This window comes from Acidovorax sp. Leaf78, assembly GCF_001422735.1.
In the GTDB taxonomy this organism is placed as follows: Bacteria; Pseudomonadota; Gammaproteobacteria; order Burkholderiales; family Burkholderiaceae_C; genus Acidovorax.
In genome coordinates this window covers 51736-69771 of the sequence record NZ_LMLZ01000007.1, presented here as the reverse complement: position 1 = coordinate 69771, position 18036 = coordinate 51736, and the positions used below count along the sequence as shown (strand labels likewise).

The 18036-nt window shown below is 64.0% G+C and carries 19 protein-coding genes and 2 pseudogenes; 13 read left to right on the top strand and 8 right to left on the bottom strand.

The genetic code is table 11. The features are described 5' to 3' along the window. Positions 1-7 precede the first annotated feature (7 nt). Together ptsP and ASF16_RS06985 are read left to right on the top strand one after the other, a co-directional pair. On the top strand, positions 8-1777 hold the full coding sequence (gene ptsP, locus ASF16_RS06990; RefSeq protein ID WP_056164750.1) for a phosphoenolpyruvate--protein phosphotransferase: 1770 nt from the start codon (positions 8-10) through the stop codon (positions 1775-1777). A gap of 289 nt (positions 1778-2066) precedes the next feature. After that, complete coding sequence (locus ASF16_RS06985; protein ID WP_056164748.1) at positions 2067-3326, top strand: MFS transporter; 1260 nt, start codon at positions 2067-2069, stop codon at positions 3324-3326. A 157-nt stretch (positions 3327-3483) separates the two neighbouring features. Here ASF16_RS06985 and ASF16_RS06980 read toward each other — a convergent pair whose 3' ends face one another. The 5 genes from ASF16_RS06980 to ASF16_RS06960 all read right to left on the bottom strand — a co-directional run bounded on the left by ASF16_RS06980 (position 3484) and on the right by ASF16_RS06960 (position 7174). Then, positions 3484-4317, bottom strand: a complete 834-nt coding sequence (locus ASF16_RS06980) for a DMT family transporter (RefSeq protein ID WP_056164745.1) — start codon at positions 4315-4317, stop codon at positions 3484-3486. A gap of 92 nt (positions 4318-4409) precedes the next feature. Continuing rightward, on the bottom strand, positions 4410-5117 hold the full coding sequence (locus ASF16_RS06975; RefSeq protein WP_056164743.1) for an AraC family transcriptional regulator: 708 nt from the start codon (positions 5115-5117) through the stop codon (positions 4410-4412). Positions 5118-5136: 19 nt separating this feature from the next. Next, a complete protein-coding gene (gene lipA, locus ASF16_RS06970; protein WP_056164742.1) occupies positions 5137-6117 on the bottom strand; it encodes a lipoyl synthase in 981 nt (326 codons plus the stop codon). A gap of 24 nt (positions 6118-6141) precedes the next feature. After that, on the bottom strand, positions 6142-6840 hold the full coding sequence (lipB, locus tag ASF16_RS06965; protein WP_056164740.1) for a lipoyl(octanoyl) transferase LipB: 699 nt from the start codon (positions 6838-6840) through the stop codon (positions 6142-6144). Positions 6841-6853: 13 nt separating this feature from the next. After that, positions 6854-7174, bottom strand: coding sequence for a YbeD family protein (locus ASF16_RS06960; protein WP_056164737.1), 321 nt, complete (start codon positions 7172-7174; stop codon positions 6854-6856). Between the two features lie 276 nt (positions 7175-7450). On the opposite strand from ASF16_RS06960, the gene ASF16_RS06955 reads away from it, so the two are divergent. The 9 genes from ASF16_RS06955 to ASF16_RS06915 all read left to right on the top strand — a co-directional run bounded on the left by ASF16_RS06955 (position 7451) and on the right by ASF16_RS06915 (position 14660). After that, positions 7451-7924, top strand: coding sequence for an ATP synthase subunit I (locus ASF16_RS06955; RefSeq protein WP_056164735.1), 474 nt, complete (start codon positions 7451-7453; stop codon positions 7922-7924). A gap of 21 nt (positions 7925-7945) precedes the next feature. Next, on the top strand, positions 7946-8824 hold the full coding sequence (atpB, locus tag ASF16_RS06950) for a F0F1 ATP synthase subunit A (RefSeq protein ID WP_056164733.1): 879 nt from the start codon (positions 7946-7948) through the stop codon (positions 8822-8824). 60 nt (positions 8825-8884) lie between these two features. Continuing rightward, positions 8885-9154, top strand: coding sequence for a F0F1 ATP synthase subunit C (gene atpE, locus ASF16_RS06945; RefSeq protein ID WP_007847749.1), 270 nt, complete (start codon positions 8885-8887; stop codon positions 9152-9154). Between the two features lie 34 nt (positions 9155-9188). Next, positions 9189-9659 carry a F0F1 ATP synthase subunit B gene (locus ASF16_RS06940; protein ID WP_007847746.1) on the top strand — a complete coding sequence of 157 codons (471 nt, stop codon included), beginning with the start codon at positions 9189-9191 and terminating at the stop codon, positions 9657-9659. Positions 9660-9669: 10 nt separating this feature from the next. Beyond that, positions 9670-10212 (top strand): F0F1 ATP synthase subunit delta, encoded by a 543-nt coding sequence (locus ASF16_RS06935; RefSeq protein ID WP_056164731.1) that lies wholly within the window; start codon positions 9670-9672, stop codon positions 10210-10212. Positions 10213-10254: 42 nt separating this feature from the next. Further along, positions 10255-11808 (top strand): F0F1 ATP synthase subunit alpha, encoded by a 1554-nt coding sequence (gene atpA / locus ASF16_RS06930; RefSeq protein WP_056164729.1) that lies wholly within the window; start codon positions 10255-10257, stop codon positions 11806-11808. An 18-nt stretch (positions 11809-11826) separates the two neighbouring features. Further along, positions 11827-12693 carry a F0F1 ATP synthase subunit gamma gene (atpG, locus tag ASF16_RS06925; RefSeq protein ID WP_056164728.1) on the top strand — a complete coding sequence of 289 codons (867 nt, stop codon included), beginning with the start codon at positions 11827-11829 and terminating at the stop codon, positions 12691-12693. A 35-nt stretch (positions 12694-12728) separates the two neighbouring features. Next, a complete protein-coding gene (gene atpD / locus ASF16_RS06920; protein ID WP_056164723.1) occupies positions 12729-14159 on the top strand; it encodes a F0F1 ATP synthase subunit beta in 1431 nt (476 codons plus the stop codon). A gap of 84 nt (positions 14160-14243) precedes the next feature. Then, a complete protein-coding gene (locus ASF16_RS06915; protein WP_056164895.1) occupies positions 14244-14660 on the top strand; it encodes a F0F1 ATP synthase subunit epsilon in 417 nt (138 codons plus the stop codon). A gap of 405 nt (positions 14661-15065) precedes the next feature. Here the strand turns inward: ASF16_RS06915 and ASF16_RS06910 are convergent, their stop codons facing one another. The 3 genes and pseudogenes from ASF16_RS06910 to ASF16_RS27100 all read right to left on the bottom strand — a co-directional run. After that, positions 15066-15359, bottom strand: a complete 294-nt coding sequence (locus ASF16_RS06910) for a hypothetical protein (protein ID WP_056164722.1) — start codon at positions 15357-15359, stop codon at positions 15066-15068. A 176-nt stretch (positions 15360-15535) separates the two neighbouring features. After that, a pseudogene (locus ASF16_RS26670) lies at positions 15536-15758 on the bottom strand (DUF4148 domain-containing protein); the annotation flags it as partial. A gap of 1 nt (position 15759) precedes the next feature. Next, a pseudogene (locus ASF16_RS27100) lies at positions 15760-15922 on the bottom strand (DUF4148 domain-containing protein); the annotation flags it as partial. A 434-nt stretch (positions 15923-16356) separates the two neighbouring features. On the opposite strand from ASF16_RS27100, the gene ASF16_RS06900 reads away from it, so the two are divergent. Beyond that, positions 16357-16953 (top strand): hypothetical protein, encoded by a 597-nt coding sequence (locus ASF16_RS06900; protein WP_056164716.1) that lies wholly within the window; start codon positions 16357-16359, stop codon positions 16951-16953. Between the two features lie 86 nt (positions 16954-17039). Beyond that, positions 17040-17747 carry an RNA polymerase sigma factor gene (locus ASF16_RS06895; protein WP_235507281.1) on the top strand — a complete coding sequence of 236 codons (708 nt, stop codon included), beginning with the start codon at positions 17040-17042 and terminating at the stop codon, positions 17745-17747. The last annotated feature ends 289 nt before the right edge of the window (positions 17748-18036 follow it).

Genomic DNA, 18036 nt, shown 5'->3' with positions numbered 1-18036 from the left:
CACCACCATGACCTTCTCCGTCCACGGTCTCGCAGTCGCCCGGGGCATCGCCATTGGCCGTGCGGTGCTGGTGGCATCGAGCCGTGTGGACGTGGCCCACTACTTCATCCAGGCCGAGCAGATCCCGGCCGAGATCGAGCGTGTGCGCCAGGGCCGCAATGCCGTGGTCGAGGAGCTGCAGCGCCTGCAGGCCGACATGCCCGCCGACGCGCCGCACGAGCTGACCGCGCTGCTCGACGTGCACCTGATGCTGCTGCAGGACGAGGCCCTGACCGGTGGCGTCAAGCACTGGATCACCGAGCGCCTGTACAACGCCGAATGGGCGCTGACCACGCAGCTCGAGGTCATCGCGCGCCAGTTCGACGAGATGGAGGACGAGTACCTGCGCGAGCGCAAGGCCGACCTGGAGCAGGTGGTCGAGCGCATCCTGCGCTACATGAAGGGCGTGGCCAGCCCCGTGGCGCCGCCGCCCGCCAGCCCGCGCCGGCACAAGCAGCTGGGGCTGCAGCAAGACCTGCTGCTGGATGAGACCGTGGATGTGCCCCTGGTGCTGGTGGCGCACGACCTGTCGCCCGCCGACATGCTGCAGTTCAAGCAAAGCGTGTTCGCCGGCTTCGTCACGGACGTGGGCGGCAAGACATCGCACACCGCCATCGTGGCGCGCAGCATGGACATTCCGGCCGTGGTGGGCGCGCGCGCGGCCAGCCAGCTGGTGCGCCAGGACGACTGGGTCATCATCGACGGCGACGCGGGCGTGGTCATCGTCGATCCGTCGCCGATCATCCTGGCCGAGTACGGCTTTCGGCAGCGCCAGGTCGAGCTCGAACGCGAGCGCCTGGCCCGGCTGCGCCATACGCCCGCCGTCACGCTCGACGGGCATAAGATCGAGCTTTTGGCCAACATCGAGCAGCCGGGCGATGCCGCTGCCGCTGTGCGCGCCGGGGCCGTGGGCGTGGGGCTGTTTCGCAGCGAATTTTTGTTCATGGGCAAGACCGGCAACCTGCCCGGTGAGGACGAGCAGTACCGCGCCTACTGTGAAGCCATCGAGGGCATGCAGGGCCTGCCGGTGACCATCCGCACCATCGACGTGGGGGCCGACAAGCCGCTGGACAACAAGGCCCACAAGGACAGCTACCTGAACCCGGCCCTGGGCCTGCGCGCCATCCGCTGGAGCCTGGCCGACCCCAGCATGTTCCGCACGCAGCTGCGGGCCGTGCTGCGCGCAGCGGCGCGTGGCAGGGTCAACCTGCTGTTCCCCATGCTGGCCCACACGCACGAGATCCAGCAGACGCTGGCCCAGGTCGAGCTGGCCCGCGCCGAGCTGGACGCCCGCGGCGAGCCCTACGGCCATGTGGAGCTGGGCGCGATGATCGAGGTGCCGGCCGCGGCGCTCATGGTGCGCACCTTCCTCAAGTACTTCGACTTCTTGTCCATCGGCACCAACGACCTGATCCAGTACACCCTGGCCATCGACCGCGCCGACGAAGCCGTGGCCCACCTGTACGACCCGCTGCACCCCGCCGTGCTGCGCCTGGTGGGCGATGTGATCGCCGAGGGCCACCGCCAGGGCAAGAGCGTGTGCGTGTGCGGCGAGACCGCCGGCGACGTGACCATGACGCGCCTGCTGCTAGGCCTGGGCCTGCGCAGCTTCTCCATGCACCCCGCGCAGATCCTGGCCATCAAGCAGGAGGTGCTGCGCGCCGACACGCGCAAGCTCGCGCCGTGGGCGCAGCAGGTGCTCGAGGGTGAAGAGCCGGGGACGCTGCTGGTTTCGTGACGTGTGGACATCCGCTGCGCTGCGCTGCGCTGTGGCGTTGCGTTGCGTTGCGTTGCGTTGCGTTGCGTGGCGGGATGTAGGTACCGTTGCCGTTGCTACTGAATTGATAGCTGCTTGCGCTTGCTGATTTAGCGGTAGCGGCTTGTTGTGATCAAAAATCTGGCTTTGTGCCCTGTGCCCTGTGCCCTGTGCCGCGGCCATTGCTCCCGTCGCGCAACCGCCGCATTTCCCCGCTCACCCGGCGTGGCCGCCCGGCGCAACGCTTCGACATTCATCCCCCAGCGCACCCATGCACACCGCTCCCGCAGACCCGTCCCTCATCGATTCGCCCCAGGCCCTCCGGCGCCTTCTGGCGACCCTCGGCCTCGTCGTGTTGGGCAACAGCAGCATGTACGTCGTCTCGGTGGTGCTGCCCGCCGTACAGGCCGAGTTCGGCGTGGGCCGTGCCAGCGCCTCGTTGCCCTACACGCTGATGATGGTCTGCCTGGGCCTGGGCGGGCTGGTGACGGGCCGGCTGGCGGACCGCCATGGCCTAACCCCAGTGCTGTGGCTGGGCGCGCTGGCGGTGTTCGGCGGCTTTCTGGGGGCCAGCCTGTCCGGCAGCATCTGGGCCTTTGGCCTGGCGCATGCCGTCATGGGCTTCATCGGCGGGTCGTCCACCTTCGCGCCGCTGCTGGCCGACACCGCGCTGTGGTGGAACCGCCGGCGCGGCATCGCGGTGGCGGTGTGCGCCAGCGGCAACTACGTGGCGGGCGCCGTCTGGCCGCCCATCGTGCAATACGGCATCGACACCATCGGCTGGCGGCCCACCTACATGGCGCTGGGCGCCGTCTGCGGTGCGGGCATGCTGGCCCTGTCGCTGCGCATGCGCCAGCGCCCGCCGGCCATCCCGGCGCAGGCCACGGGTACCGGTGCCAGTGCCACGGCGGTGGACCGCAGCCTTCCCTTCGGCCTGGCGCCGGGCACCGCGATGGCGCTGCTGTGCGTGGCCGGCGTGGCGTGTTGCGTGGCCATGGCCATGCCCCAGGTCCACATCGTCGCCTACTGCACCGACCTGGGCTTCGGCGCCGCGCAGGGCGCGCAGATGCTGTCGCTCATGCTCGCCTGCGGCATCGTGAGCCGCCTGGTCTTCGGCCTCATCTGCGACCGCATCGGCGGCATCCGCACGCTGCTGCTCGGGTCTGCGCTGCAGGGCGTGGCGCTGCTGCTGTTCCTGCCCTACGACGGCCTGGTGCCGCTGTACGTGATCTCGGCGCTGTTCGGGCTGTTCCAGGGCGGCATCGTGCCGACCTACGCCATCATCGTGCGCGAGCACTTTCCGCCCAGCCAGGCCAGCGTGCGCGTCGGCGCCGTGATCATGGCCACGCTGGTCGGCATGGCGCTGGGCGGCTGGCTGTCGGGCTGGATCTTCGACCTGACCGGCAGCTACCACGCTGCCTTTCTGAACGGCATCGGCTGGAATCTGCTGAACCTCTCCATCACCGGCTGGCTGTTCCTGCGCCTGCGCAGCCAGCACGCAGCCGCGCATGGCACGGCGCTATCGAAATAGGAGCTGTTGGCGCTTGTCAGTAGCGCGGCAGGCCCCGATACACCTCACATCGGCCACAACGGGGCGCGCCCAATGCCAGCGCTCCCGTGGATCTGGCTCCGCCAGTCCACCGGGTGCGTCCCCCTCGGGGGGAAGGCGCGCAGCGCCTCAGGGGGGCTTACTTGGCTTTCATGCCGATGACCGCGGCGGCAATGATCATCGCGGTGGCCAGCGCAATGCTCCAACTGAACGTCCGCCCGCTCACCACGATCAGCAGGCTGGTGGAGGCCAGCGGCGTGATGTAGCTCAGGATGCCGATGTGCCGCGCGTCGCCCAGCTTCAAGGCCTTGTCCCACAGGAAGAACGAGGCCCCCAGCGGCCCCAGGCCCAGCAAGGCCAGCAGTGCCCAGTCGCGCGGCTGCAGCGCCACCGACGGCTCCAGCGCCACATGGCACAGCAGCGACAGCACGCCCGACACCAGCCCGAACAGGCCGATGGCCGTGGTCGGGAACGCCGCCACCCGCTTGGTCAGCAGCGAGTAGGTGGACCAGATGAACGCGGCCGCCAGCGCGGGCAGGTAACCCCAGGCCAGGGTGCCGCTCAACTCGCGGCCGCCGGCGATGGCAATCGCCGCACCGCCAAAGCCCAGCAGCGCCGCCAGCACGTGCGGCAGGCGCAGCGACACACCGGGCAGCACCACGGGCGAGAGCACCACGATGAACAGCGGCCACAGGTAGTTGACCAAGTTGGCCTCCACCGGCGGCGCATGGCGCAGCGCGATGAACAGCAGGAAGTGATACGCGAACAGGCCGTACACGCCCAGCGCGAGCGTGCGCAGCGGAATGCGCCACTGCGACGGATCGCGCACCACGAACGGCCAGGCCGGCACGCTGCCGATGATGAGCGCGATGCCCGTGAGGAGGAACGGCGGCACATGGGTGAGCGACACCCCCAGCGACGCGAGCGAGGCCCACAGCGCAATGGCGCCCAGGGCGTAGAGATTGGCTTGCATGCCGCCGACTGTATGCGCACCGGGCCGCCGGCATCGTCGCGCAACGATGGCGTGTCGTCGCGCAAGAGGGGTAGGCCAGGCGCCTGCGGCTGCTACGGCCCCGCGCGGCGCAGCGCTGCGGTGAGCGCCGACGGCGATCGGTAGCCCGTGCGCCGCGCCACCTCGGCCACCGCCATGCCGCTGTCGCGCAGCAGCCGCGCTTGCGCCAGCCGCTGGCCGCGCAGCCAGGCCATGGCGCTGATGCCCAGGTCATCGCGGCAGCGTGCTGCGAACTGGCTCGCGCTCAGGTGCACCCGTGCGGCCAGGTCTGCCACGGTGATGTGTGCATCCCCCTGCTGTGCAGCCCAACCCTGCAGTTGGGCCCAGTCGATGGCCCTGCGCCGGGACGCAGGCCCCGCAGTACCGCTGTGCGTCGCTGCGGGTGCCGGCAGGGCCTGCCAGGCTTCCAGAAGCAACGCGGGGCCGTGGGCCTGGGCCATCGAAAGGCCCTGCTGCAAGGCGCTCGCCAGATAGTGGGCCAGGGCCAGTGCCGGCGCGGGAGGCTTTGCGCATTGCGACCACGCGTGGTCCGGGCTGTCGAGCACCAGGCACACGCTTCCGTGGCGGGATTCGAAGTCGTGGCGGGCGCCGGGTTCAATCACGTATCCGCTGCCAGGGGCGACGCGCAGGCCGCGCCCCTCCACTTCCAGTTCCAGCGCACCGGACACACCCATCAACACCTGGAAATGCCCATGGCTGTGGCTCCCTGGCGAGGCACCGTAGCTGCGCAGCGACAGGCTCGGCGCAGCGGCGTGGTCCATGGCAGCCCCGTGCGAAGCGTCAGACGCCAGCGGCGTGCGCCTGCTGGTCGGCGTGGTAGCTCGAGCGCACCATGGCGCCCACGGCCGCGTGGCTGAAGCCCATCTTGTAGGCCTCTTCCTCGAACATCTTGAAGGTGTCGGGGTGCACGTAGCGGCGCACCGGCAGGTGGCTGTTGCTGGGCGACAGGTACTGGCCGATGGTCAGCATGTCGATGTCGTGCGCGCGCATGTCGCGCATCACCTGCAGGATCTCTTCGTCGGTCTCGCCCAGGCCGACCATGATGCCGCTCTTGGTCGGCACCTTCGGGTGCAGCGCCTTGAACTTCTTGAGCAGGTTCAGGCTGAACTGGTAGTCCGACCCCGGGCGCGCTTCCTTGTACAGGCGGGGCGCGGTCTCCAGGTTGTGGTTCATCACGTCGGGCGGCGCGGCCTTGAGGATCTCGAGCGCGCGGTCGTCGCGGCCACGGAAGTCGGGCACCAGGATCTCGATCTGCGTGGTGGGCGACAGCTCGCGGATGTTCTGGATGCATTCGACGAAGTGGCCGCTGCCGCCATCGCGCAGGTCGTCGCGGTCCACGCTGGTGATCACCACGTATTTGAGGCGCAGCTGGGCAATGGTGCGGGCCAGGTTCAGCGGCTCGTCCTTGTCCAGCGGGTCGGGGCGGCCATGGCCCACGTCGCAGAACGGGCAGCGGCGCGTGCACTTGTCGCCCATGATCATGAAGGTGGCCGTGCCCTTGCCGAAGCATTCGCCGATGTTGGGGCAGGACGCTTCCTCGCACACCGTGTGCAGGTTGTTTTGGCGCAGGATGTCCTTGATCTCGTAGAAACGCGTGGTGGGCGAACCCGCCTTCACGCGGATCCACTCGGGCTTCTTGAGGACTTCGCCCTGTTCCACCTTGATCGGAATGCGCGACAGCTTGGCCGCGGCCTTCTGCTTGGCCAGCGGGTTGTACGTTTCGGTGGATTGCGCTTCGCGGACGACTTCAGGGGTGCTCATGGCGTGTAGGCAGCGTGGTGGAGGTCAAGGCGCAAGGCGGATGCTGAGCTGCTGGCCCAGCACCTGCGCGGCTTCGTCCCAGGTGGTGTGGACCCCGATTGTAGAAAGGTCCACCGTTTGCAATCCTGCGTAACCGCAAGGGTTGATGCGGCCGAAGGGTTCCAGGTCCATCGCCACGTTGAGCGCCACACCGTGGTAGGTGCAGTGCCGGCTCACCTTGATGCCCAGCGCGGCGATCTTTCCCAGGCCGTCGAAGTCGGGCTCCGGCGGCGCGCCATCCACGGCGCGCTTGTGCGGGCGCTGGGGCAGCATCGCGTGGCTGTGCGGGTCGGCAAGGCGAATGTAGATGCCCGGTGCCCCGGCCACGCGGTGGCCCGTCACGCCGAAATGCGCCAGGGTGCGGATCACCGCTTCTTCGACCCGGTAGACATACTCCTTGACGAAATAGCCGGCCCGTCGCAGGTCGACCAGCGGGTACGCCACGACTTGCCCCGGGCCATGGAAGGTGACCTGGCCGCCCCGGTTGGTCGGCACCACAGGAATCTCGCCGGGCTGCAGAAGGTGGTCGCTCTTGCCCGCAATGCCCTGGGTGTACAGGGGGGGGTGCTCGCAGAGCCAGAGCGCGTCGGGGCTGCTGTCCGCGCGCGTGGCGGTGTAGTCCTGCATGGCCTGCACGGTGGCGGCATAGTCCACCCGGCCCAGCGTGCGGATCTCGATGCTCATGCGCTGCGGCCGGTCAAAGAACGATCTTCACCAGCGGGTGCGAAGACAGTGCGGTGTACAGGCCATCCAGCTGTTCGCGGCTGGTGGCGGTGATGGTGATGGTTATTCCGAGGTAATTGCCGGCCCGGCTGTCGCGCAGTTCAATGGTGGCGGCGTCGAAGGTCGGGTCGAACTGGCGGGCCAGTTCGGTGACGGCGTGCACGAAGCCGTCCACCTTGGCGCCCATGACCTTGATCGGAAAGCTCGACGGGTACTCGATCAGAGAGTCTTTGCGCGAATCGTTAGGCTGTGGGGGCACGTGGCCGTTTGCGGGCGGCAGGGGGGATGAGGTCATGGTGAGCGGTGCTTCGGTTTCAATAGCGGGAAAGCCTTGTCCATTGTGCGCCAAGGTGGGGAGCGCCTGCCGGCGCAACGGGGCCATCGTGCATCAACTCGGTGCAAGTCTGCACCCGGTATGTGCGCGCAATGTGTGGCGCCACCGCACTCCCCGGCATGCATCGACACGGGTTTTTGCCGCAGGATTGCGGGTCTTTGCAGACCTACATGGGTTTTTACTTATAATTAGAGGCTTTGTGAAAGTTTCGGTCTGTAACGCGGGCGTCATTCAACAATGAAAACAATCGCTCCTGAGACAGAAACTGAGGCTGATGAATCCGACTTCAAGCCCTTGACCGCGCAAGAGGCCGAGCAGTGGCGCAGTCGCCATGTGCCGATCTCGGTGTGGAAGGTGGTGCTGGGTCAGGCGGTGGTCGGAATGCTGGTGGCCCTCGGGGCCTGGGTTCTGACCGGCAGGGTGTCGGTGGGCTGGTCCGCAGCGTACGGCGCTCTGGCGGTGGTGCTGCCGGCGGCCTTGTTTGCACGGGGGGTGCTGCGCCACAAGGCGTCCGCCAATCCGCGTGCCGCCATGGTGGGATTCTTCGGCTGGGAAATTGCCAAGATTGTCTTGACGGTGCTGCTGCTCGCAGCGGCACCCCGGCTCGTGCCGGGCTTGAGCTGGATCGCTTTGCTGGTAGGCATGGTGATCACAATGAAAACGTATTGGGTGGCACTGATGGTGCGGCCCGGTGTTCGAAAAACCGATTGATAGTTACAAGAGAGTTGTCCGATGGCCGCAGAAGCGCACGCTCCGACTGCAAGTGAATACATCGTTCACCACCTGCAGCATCTTCAAAACGTCAACCAGACCAAGATTGTTGACTTCACGGTCATCAACTACGACTCCATCATCGTGGGTTTGGTTCTGGGTGCCCTCACGCTTTTGATCCTGTGGTCAGCCGCCCGTAAGGCAACGTCTGGCGTGCCGGGCCGCTTCCAGGCGGCTGTGGAGATGCTGGTCGAAATGGTGGACAACCAAGCCAAGGCCAACATCCACAACGCCGAAAGCCGCAAGTTCATCGCACCCCTGGGTCTGACGGTATTCGTCTGGATCTTCCTGATGAACTTCATGGACATGCTGCCCGTCGACCTGCTGCCCGCCATCTGGGCCCAGATCTACGGTGCTGCCGGCCACGACCCACACCACGCCTACCTGCGCGTCGTGCCCACGGCCGACCTGTCGACCACCCTGGGTCTGGCATTCGCCATCCTGATCCTGCGCTTTTGGTACAGCGTCAAGATCAAGGGCGCTGGCGGCTGGGCACACGAACTCGTGTCGGCTCCGTTCGGCACCAGCAAGAATCCCATCTTCGCCCTCATCCTGGGCGTGATCAATCTGCTGATGCAGATCATTGAATATGTCGCCAACACCGTATCGCATGGCATGCGGTTGTTCGGCAACATGTACGCCGGTGAACTGGTGTTCATGCTGATCGCCCTGATGGGTGGTGCGGCTGCACTGTCGCTGTCGGGTGTGCTGCTGCCTGTGGGCCACGTCATCGCTGGCACCATCTGGACGCTGTTCCACATTCTGGTGATTTCGCTGCAAGCCTTCATCTTCATGATGCTTGCGCTGATCTACCTCGGTCAGGCGCACAACGCGCACTAACGGTTCCCTTTCGTTTCCTTTTCCTTTCTCAACCTTTCTTTTTTAAACTCAGGAGTCATCATGGAAAACATTCTCGGTCTCGTCGCTCTGGCTTGTGGTCTGATCGTTGGCCTCGGCGCTATCGGCGCTTCCATCGGTATCGCACTGATGGGTGGCAAGTTCCTCGAATCGTCGGCACGTCAGCCTGAGCTGATCAACGAACTGCAAACCAAGATGTTCATCTTGGCCGGTCTGATCGACGCTGCGTTCCTGATCGGCGTGGCTATCGCTCTGCTGTTCGCTTTCGCCAACCCCTTCGCTTCCACGTTCTTGGCCAACCTGCCCAAGTAATTCCCGTTCAACGCCACTCTAGAAAGGTGTTGCCGTGAGTATCAACGCGACCCTGTTCATTCAGGCCATCGTTTTCCTGATCCTGGTGTGGTTCACGATGAAATTCGTGTGGCCCCCGATCGCGAAGGCGTTGGATGAACGAGCCCAGAAAATCGCCGAAGGCCTCGCTGCTGCCGACCGTGCCAAGTCCGAACTGACCGCTGCCAACCAGCGCGTCGAGAAGGAACTGTCACAGGCACGCAACGAAACGGCCTCGCGTCTTGCGGACGCCGACCGACGTGCCCAGGCCATCATCGAAGAAGCCAAGGCACGCGCCACGGAAGAAGGCAACAAGATCGTTGCTTCCGCCCGTGCCGAAGCCGAGCAGCAAACGGTGCAAGCCCGCGAAGCCCTGCGTGAGCAGGTAGCAGCGCTGGCCGTCAAGGGTGCTGAGCAGATTCTCCGCAAGGAAGTCAATGCCGGCGTTCACGCCGACCTGCTCAACCGCCTGAAGACCGAGCTGTAAGGGGACACACATGGCTGAACTCGCCACCATTGCCCGCCCTTACGCCGAAGCCCTGTTCAAGGCCGCTACCGCGGGTGCGGGCATGGACCTGGCCAGCACCGCTGACTGGGTCGATGAACTGGCGGCCATTGCCGCCAACCCCCAGTTGCGCCAGTTGGCCGACAACCCCAAGGTGACGGCAGACCAGGTGTTTGCCGTTGTCACGGGTGTTGCGCGTTCGGCACTGTCCGATACGGCCCAGAACTTCCTGCGCACGATCATCGATAACGGGCGCCTCACCGCGCTGCCGGAAGTCGCTGCACAGTTTCGTGCCCTCGTGAATGGCCGCAGCGGCTCTTCGGATGCCGTGGTGCACAGCGCCTTTCCGATGGACGCCGCCGCACTGGCTGAGGTCGGCTCTGCGCTCGAAAAGCGCTTTGGCCGCAAGCTCAACCTCACCGCTCAGCTGGACCAGTCCCTGATCGGTGGCATTCGCGTAGTGGTGGGTGACGAGGTGCTGGACACTTCGGTCAAGGCCCGTCTTGAACAAATGAAAGCGGCCCTCACCGCGTAACGCGCGGCGAGGACAGCGAACCAAAGAAAGAAGGAAAGAGTCATGCAACTCAATCCCGCAGAAATTTCTGAACTCATCAAGAGCCGCATCGAAGGTCTGGCCGCCAGCAGCGATATCCGCAATCAGGGTACCGTGGTGTCCGTGTCCGACGGTATCGTGCGCGTTCACGGCCTGTCGGACGTGATGGCCGGTGAAATGCTCGAGTTCCCCGCTACCAAGGACGGCCAGCCCTCCTTCGGCCTGGCACTGAACCTCGAGCGCGACTCCGTCGGCGCCGTGATTCTGGGCGAGTACGAACACATCTCCGAAGGCGACACCGTCAAGTGCACGGGCCGCATTCTGGAAGTGCCCGTCGGTCCCGAGCTGATCGGCCGCGTGGTGAACGCCCTGGGCCAGCCTATCGACGGCAAGGGTCCCATCAACGCCAAGCTCACCGACGTGATCGAAAAGGTCGCTCCGGGCGTGATCGCCCGTAAATCGGTGGACCAACCCCTGCAGACCGGCCTGAAGTCCATCGACTCCATGGTGCCTGTGGGCCGTGGCCAGCGCGAGCTGATCATCGGTGACCGCCAGACCGGCAAGACCGCTGTCGCCATCGACGCCATCATCGCCCAGAAGGGCCAGGGCGTGACGTGTATTTACGTCGCCATCGGCCAGAAGGCTTCGTCCATCAAGAACGTGGTGCGCGCGCTGGAACAAGCCGGTGCCATGGAATACACGATCGTGGTGGCCGCATCGGCCTCCGAATCGGCTGCCATGCAGTACGTGTCGGCCTACTCGGGCTGCACGATGGGCGAGTACTTCCGCGACCGCGGCCAGGACGCCCTGATCGTTTATGACGACCTGTCCAAGCAGGCCGTGGCCTACCGCCAGGTATCGCTGCTGCTGCGCCGCCCACCAGGCCGCGAAGCCTACCCCGGCGACGTGTTCTATCTCCACAGCCGCCTGCTCGAACGCGCAGCCCGCGTGAACGCCGACTACGTCGAAGCCTTCACCAAGGGTGAAGTCAAGGGCAAGACCGGTTCGCTGACGGCACTGCCCATCATCGAAACGCAAGCCGGCGACGTGTCCGCCTTCGTTCCTACCAACGTGATCTCGATCACGGACGGCCAGATCTTCCTGGAAACCAGCCTGTTCAACGCCGGTATCCGCCCCGCCATCAACGCCGGTATCTCGGTGTCGCGCGTCGGTGGTGCAGCCCAGACCAAGCTGGTGAAGAACCTGTCCGGCGGTATCCGTACCGACCTGGCCCAGTACCGTGAACTGGCTGCATTCGCGCAGTTCGCTTCCGACCTGGACGAAGCCACCCGCAAGCAACTGGACCGCGGTGCCCGCGTGACCGAACTGCTCAAGCAGGCACAGTACAGCCCCCTGTCCATCTCGCTGATGGGCGCGACGCTGTTCGCTGTGAACAAGGGCTTCATGGACGACATCGACGTCAAGAAGGTTCTCGACTTCGAACACGGTCTGCACCAGTTCCTCAAGACCAGCCACGCGCCCCTGTTGGCCAAGCTGGAGCAGGCCAAGGCCATGGACAAGGATGCAGAAGCCGAATTGACCGCTGCTGTCGCTGCGTTCAAGAAGTCGTTCGCTTAAACCGGACGAGGAGCGATCATGGCAGCAGGCAAGGAAATACGCGGCAAGATCAAATCGGTGGAAAACACCAAGAAGATCACCAAAGCCATGGAGATGGTGGCTGCATCCAAAATGCGCAAGGCGCAGGAACGGATGCGGGCTGCCCGCCCTTACAGCGAAAAGATCCGCAACATTGCAGCCAATCTCGGCCACGCCAACCCCGAATATGTGCACGCGTTCATGAAAGTGAACGATGCCAAGGTGGCGGGCGTGATCGTGGTGACCACGGACAAGGGCCTGTGCGGCGGCATGAACACCAACGTGTTGCGTGCCGTGACGACCAAGCTGCGTGAGCTGCAAGGTGCTGGTGTGTCGACCGAGGCCGTGGCCATTGGCAACAAGGGCCTGGGTTTCCTGAACCGTGTCGGCGCCAAGGTTGTTTCGCACGTGACGGGTCTGGGCGACACGCCCCATCTGGACAAGCTGATCGGTCCGGTCAAGGTGCTGCTCGACGCGTATGCGGAAGGCAGGATCAACGCGGTGTACCTGAGCTACACCAAGTTCATCAACACCATGCGCCAGGAATCGGTGGTGGAGCAGTTGCTCCCCCTGTCGTCCGAGCAGATGCAGGCCGACAAGACCGAGCACGGCTGGGACTACATCTACGAACCCGATGCACAGACCGTGATCGACGATCTGCTGGTCCGCTATGTCGAATCCCTGATCTACCAGGCCGTTGCGGAAAACATGGCGTCCGAGCAGTCGGCACGCATGGTGGCCATGAAGGCCGCCACCGACAACGCCGGCAGCGTCATTGGCGAGTTGAAGCTGGTCTACAACAAGACGCGCCAGGCAGCGATCACGAAAGAACTTTCGGAAATCGTGGCTGGCGCCGCTGCTGTGTAAAGCAGCTCAACCAAATCTAAATTGGAGCGAGAAAAATGGCTCAAGAGAATTCCCAAGTGAACGCTGGCGTTCAGGGCAAAGTTGTTCAATGTATCGGCGCTGTGGTGGACGTTGAGTTCCCGCGCGACAAGATGCCCAAGGTGTACGACGCTCTGAAGCTCGAAGGCACGACCCTGACGCTGGAAGTGCAGCAACAGCTGGGCGACGGCGTGGTGCGTACCATTGCGCTGGGCTCGTCCGACGGCCTGCGCCGCGGCATCATGGTGACCAACACCGGCAACGCCATCACCGTGCCCGTGGGCAAGGCAACCCTGGGCCGCATCATGGACGTGCTGGGCGCGCCCATCGACGAACGTGGTCCGGTCAGCCAGGAACTGACGGCATCCATCCACCGCAAGGCCCCTGCGTACGACGAACTGTCGCCTTCGCAAGAGCTGCTGGAGACCGGCATCAAGGTGATCGACCTGGTGTGCCCGTTCGCCAAGGGCGGCAAGGTGGGCCTGTTCGGCGGCGCCGGCGTGGGCAAGACCGTGAACATGATGGAACTCATCAACAACATCGCCAAGGCTCACTCGGGTCTGTCGGTGTTCGCTGGTGTGGGCGAGCGTACCCGCGAAGGGAACGACTTCTATCACGAAATGGCCGATTCCGGCGTGGTGAACCTGGAGAAGCTCGAAGAGTCCAAGGTCGCCATGGTGTACGGCCAGATGAACGAGCCCCCAGGCAACCGTCTGCGCGTGGCCCTGACCGGTCTGACCATTGCGGAATCTTTCCGTGACGAAGGCCGTGACGTGCTGTTCTTCGTGGACAACATCTACCGCTACACGCTGGCCGGTACCGAAGTGTCCGCTCTGCTGGGCCGTATGCCTTCCGCCGTGGGCTACCAGCCTACGCTGGCCGAGGAAATGGGTCGCCTGCAAGAGCGCATCACCTCGACCAAGGTCGGCTCGATCACGTCCATCCAGGCCGTTTACGTGCCAGCCGATGACTTGACCGACCCATCGCCCGCCACGACGTTCGCTCACTTGGACTCCACCGTGGTGCTGTCCCGTGACATCGCTTCGCTGGGTATCTACCCCGCCGTGGACCCGCTGGACTCCACCAGCCGTCAGCTGGACCCGAACGTCGTGGGCGAAGACCACTACGCCACGGCCCGTGCGGTGCAAGGCACGCTGCAGCGCTACAAGGAACTGCGCGACATCATCGCGATTCTGGGCATGGACGAACTGGCTCCCGACGACAAGCTGGCCGTGGCCCGCGCTCGCAAGATCCAGCGTTTCCTGTCGCAGCCTTTCCACGTGGCCGAAGTGTTCACGGGTTCCCCAGGCAAGTACGTTCCGCTGTCGGAAACCATCCGTGGTTTCAAGATGATCGTGAACGGCGAGTGTGACCACCTGCCAGAACAAGCGTTCTACATGGTCGGTACCATCGACGAAGCCTTCGAAAAGGCCAAGAAGGTGGCCTGATTGCCCGGTGGCTGAGCGGCGCCACCGTGCCGCCCGGCCTTCCACTGCAGTCAAGCAACCCATCCCCTTTTCCTAGGAGCAATGATGAACACCATCCACGTTGATGTGGTCAGTGCCGAAGAGTCCATCTTCTCCGGTGAAGCACGCTTTGTCGCGCTGCCTGGTGAAGCTGGCGAACTGGGCATCTTTCCCCGCCACACCCCGCTGATCACCCGCATCAAGCCGGGCTCGGTGCGCATCGAAATGGCCGACGGCCGCGAAGAATTCGTGTTCGTGGCCGGTGGCATTCTGGAAGTGCAGCCCAACCGCGTGACCGTGCTGTCCGACACCGCCATCCGCGGCAAGGACCTGGACGACGAGAAGGCCAACGCTGCCAAGGCTTCGGCCGAAGAAGCGCTGAAGAACGCCAAGAGCGAGATCGACCTGGCCAAGGCCCAGTCCGAACTGGCTGTGCTGGCTGCCCAATTCGCGGCCCTGCGCAAGTTTCGCCAGAAGAAGTAAGGCGACGTCCGAGTTGCTGTATCGGCAACCCTTCAAGAAAAACCCGGCTTTGCCGGGTTTTTTTATGGACCGACGGATGACCAGTTCGGCAACTTTGTCCGCCATCGAGTGAGCCATCTAGCCAGCCGAACATTTCGGCTGAACGTCGGCCCTGCGCGGCCTGCCTTCTCTGCACTTGGAGCACTTGCCAGCTGATGCTGGTGCGCCGCCAGCCGGGTCCATCGATAGCGGGCAAACCAAGCGTGCAGGTCAGGCGAGAGTTACTGCTCACCAACGACAACGGGCTCCTTCGTGGAGCCCGTTTTGTGCAGCGGAGACATCGTCAAACCGCCCTGCATAGCTGCGACACCCAAAGGCATCGCCACGATCGGGTGGCAAACAATGATGCCCCCCGAACGTTGTTGCTTACATCGCGCTGATTTCGCCCGAAGGGATCGTGCCGGTACGCACGGCTTCAGCAGCCTGGGCGCGCACGGCAGCGCGGTCAGCCGTGGACTTGTAGGTCACGACGCGCGAGCCTGCGGGCTCGATGCTGCGGGTCTGGGCCACGGTAGAGGCTTCGGCAGCCACTTCAGCACGGGTGCGGTTCGTGTCGAACTTGGTGGCGAACTGCGAAGCGTCGGCTTCGTCAGCGTGGGCGCCGAAGGCAGCGAAAGCGGACACAGCGGCGATGGAGAGGAAGCGTGCGGTCTTGTTCATGATGAAAGTCCAGTGTATTTTTTAGAAATCAGGTTTTATATAGAGAGAGTCAGGAAGCTGAATCCGTCGGATTCAGATCAGCCTTGCTCACCCGAAGGGATCTGGCCGGTGCGCACAGCGTCAGCAGCCTGGGCACGCACAGAGAGAGTCAGGAAGCTGAATCCGTCGGATTCAGATCAGCCTTGCTCACCCGAAGGGATCTGGCCGGTGCGCACAGCGTCAGCAGCCTGGGCACGCACAGCAGCGCGGTCAGCCGTGGACTTGTAGGTCACGACGCGCGAACCTGCTGGCTCGATGCTGCGGGTCTGAGCAACGCTCGAAGCTTCTGCAGCCACTTCAGCGCGGGTGCGGTTGGTTTCGAACTTGGACACATATTGCGAAGCATCGGCTTCGTCGGCTNGGGTCTGAGCAACGCTCGAAGCTTCTGCAGCCACTTCAGCGCGGGTGCGGTTGGTTTCGAACTTGGACACATATTGCGAAGCATCGGCTTCGTCGGCTTGTGCACCGAAGGAAGCGAAAGCGGCAACGGCGGCGATGGAGAGGAAGCGTGCGGTGTTGTTCATGATGAAAATCCTTGAAGTTAAAAAAGCGTCTCAATAAAGCCGGGACAAAAACCATTCTTGAACCGGGTTCGGTGAGTCGCCTTGCGGGTTCGGCTCATCGATGGGTTGAACTGTACGCCGGTGGTGTTCAGAGAAAAACCACCTGGTCGCGAACTGACTGTTCCAGTATTGAGAACAATNCTTGCGGGTTCGGCTCATCGATGGGTTGAACTGTACGCCGGTGGTGTTCAGAGAAAAACCACCTGGTCGCGAACTGACTGTTCCAGTATTGAGAACAATGATCACGGCTACACTGATGTGCATCAGCACCGTGCAGACACACTGCCGCCAATATCAGGCGCTAGTCACGCTGACAATCGTTTGCAATCCGGTGGAACTGCAACGAAGTCCTTGTTACTAAACTAGCGACGAACCTCATTGATCACCTGTTTCGCGTGAACGTTTCCAACCGCCTCTCTCCTGCAGATGCCATTGCTCGACCTTCGCTGGACGCCTTCCAGCAAGCCGCGCAGGAGGGGGATTGGGTGCACGTCAGCCGCGATGGCTCTCAGTGGAAGGTGCTAGGGACCGGGACCACGCCTTCCCAGCGGACGGTGGCCTGGATCGAGCCCGGGTCGGATTCCACGTCCGCATTCGTGGGCGCCTTGGGCCAAAGCTTTTCGCAAGGGATACAAGCGTCGGTGGTGCGCGAGCTAGGGCTTGGACCTGCGCCTGGTAAGCCGCTCTCGTCTCGCACGGTGATGCAGGCGATCGACATGGCGCAGACCAGCCGGCAGACGTTGCAAGGCGTGGATTTTCTGACCCAGCTCACGATGAGCGCAGTCGGCCAGTCGTCGGGCTTCAACGAGGCCTGCCGCGCCAGCGGTGTGCCTGCGACAGCGGTGACCGCACAGCAGCGCGAGTCGATCGACGCCGCCATGCAACAGCGGTTCGAAGCCGCTGCGCAGGAAGGGCGCTCCCCCGTGGCCCTTCAAGTGGCCCGTGAGTGGCTGCGTGAAGAGCTGCAGACACTTCAGCTTTCCGGCCGATAGGCAAGCCGACGCACAGACTTTCGGCATAAAAGCACTGTACGCAATTGTTGCTGTACAGGTGGGACTTCCTCTGTGAAAATCCCGCAGTGCAGGCTCATTTTGTAACATTTATTACCAATGCCGGAGGCCATCCGGGCGAATGTGTGCCGCCCGAGTTTCCGCAGCTTGCAGTTTCGGGGCTGGGCACTGACGCCATGGAGCCAGTGGCACCACATGCCCTGGCGGATCCTTCGGAGGCCGCATCCACCCCTCTGCACGAGCACGAAGTGGTCGAGCGCGATGCTTTGTTCCGCACCCTGGTGCAAGCGCATGGGGTGCGTCTGCACCGCTTCATCATCAAGAACATCGGTAACTCCACCGATGCGGAAGATCTGGCGCAGCAGGCCTTTCTCGAAGCCGTGCGCTCTTACGAAACATTCAAAGGCCAGTCGGAGCTCTCCACCTGGCTTTACGGCATTGCGATGAATCTGGTGCGCAATCACCTGTCGCGGGCACCCCATCGCCGTTATGAGTTCACGGACGAATCGGAGCTGTCCGAGATGGCGAGCGACAGCCTCACACCGGCGCAGGCCGTGGAACAGGCACAGCACATGCGCTACCTCGAAGAGGCGATGGCCGAGCTTCCGGAGAGCATGCGAGACATCCTGCTGATGGTGGCAGTGGATGAGCTGTCTTACGAAGACGCCGCGGCTTTGTTGACGGTGCCTGTGGGCACTGTTCGCAGCCGGCTTTCACGTGCACGCAGCGCTCTGCGCGCAAAACTCTTCGCCCGCGGCGTCGAGTTTGAATTCTGATCTTGGCGTGCCCGTGGTGATAGCGTCGCGCAGATAAGAGATTCAGAGATTCCTGGCACCAGGTGGGCCAGACTCCGGCATCGGTTCAATCTGCCGCGCGCTGGGCGTGCCGTGATCAGCACGGTGTGCGCCATCGACGCTTCAGGTCCCCCATTCACCAGTTCGTGCTGACCGTCGTGCAGTTCCGCGACGGCATGCGCGTGATGCTGCGGGGCCAGCCAGCGCATCACTACTGAAGGACAACCGGCGGGCAGGATGGCGCAACGGCAGGGCGGCCCCTGTCGAACTC

Bases quoted from the DNA above. Each gene is read 5' to 3' on its own strand.
- atpG (WP_056164728.1), top strand. From the start codon at position 11,827: ATGGCAGCAGGCAAGGAAATACGCGGCAAGATCAAATCGGTGGAAAAC.
- lipA (WP_056164742.1), bottom strand. From the start codon at position 6,117: ATGAGCACCCCTGAAGTCGTCCGCGAAGCGCAATCCACCGAAACGTAC.
- atpB (WP_056164733.1), top strand. From the start codon at position 7,946: ATGGCCGCAGAAGCGCACGCTCCGACTGCAAGTGAATACATCGTTCAC.
- atpE (WP_007847749.1), top strand. From the start codon at position 8,885: ATGGAAAACATTCTCGGTCTCGTCGCTCTGGCTTGTGGTCTGATCGTT.
- ptsP (WP_056164750.1), top strand. From the start codon at position 8: ATGACCTTCTCCGTCCACGGTCTCGCAGTCGCCCGGGGCATCGCCATT.
- ASF16_RS06915 (WP_056164895.1), top strand. From the start codon at position 14,244: ATGAACACCATCCACGTTGATGTGGTCAGTGCCGAAGAGTCCATCTTC.
- atpA (WP_056164729.1), top strand. From the start codon at position 10,255: ATGCAACTCAATCCCGCAGAAATTTCTGAACTCATCAAGAGCCGCATC.
- ASF16_RS06960 (WP_056164737.1), bottom strand. From the start codon at position 7,174: ATGACCTCATCCCCCCTGCCGCCCGCAAACGGCCACGTGCCCCCACAG.
- ASF16_RS06910 (WP_056164722.1), bottom strand. From the start codon at position 15,359: ATGAACAAGACCGCACGCTTCCTCTCCATCGCCGCTGTGTCCGCTTTC.
- ASF16_RS06985 (WP_056164748.1), top strand. From the start codon at position 2,067: ATGCACACCGCTCCCGCAGACCCGTCCCTCATCGATTCGCCCCAGGCC.
- ASF16_RS06975 (WP_056164743.1), bottom strand. From the start codon at position 5,117: ATGGACCACGCCGCTGCGCCGAGCCTGTCGCTGCGCAGCTACGGTGCC.
- ASF16_RS06935 (WP_056164731.1), top strand. From the start codon at position 9,670: ATGGCTGAACTCGCCACCATTGCCCGCCCTTACGCCGAAGCCCTGTTC.
- ASF16_RS06955 (WP_056164735.1), top strand. From the start codon at position 7,451: ATGAAAACAATCGCTCCTGAGACAGAAACTGAGGCTGATGAATCCGAC.
- lipB (WP_056164740.1), bottom strand. From the start codon at position 6,840: ATGAGCATCGAGATCCGCACGCTGGGCCGGGTGGACTATGCCGCCACC.
- ASF16_RS06980 (WP_056164745.1), bottom strand. From the start codon at position 4,317: ATGCAAGCCAATCTCTACGCCCTGGGCGCCATTGCGCTGTGGGCCTCG.
- atpD (WP_056164723.1), top strand. From the start codon at position 12,729: ATGGCTCAAGAGAATTCCCAAGTGAACGCTGGCGTTCAGGGCAAAGTT.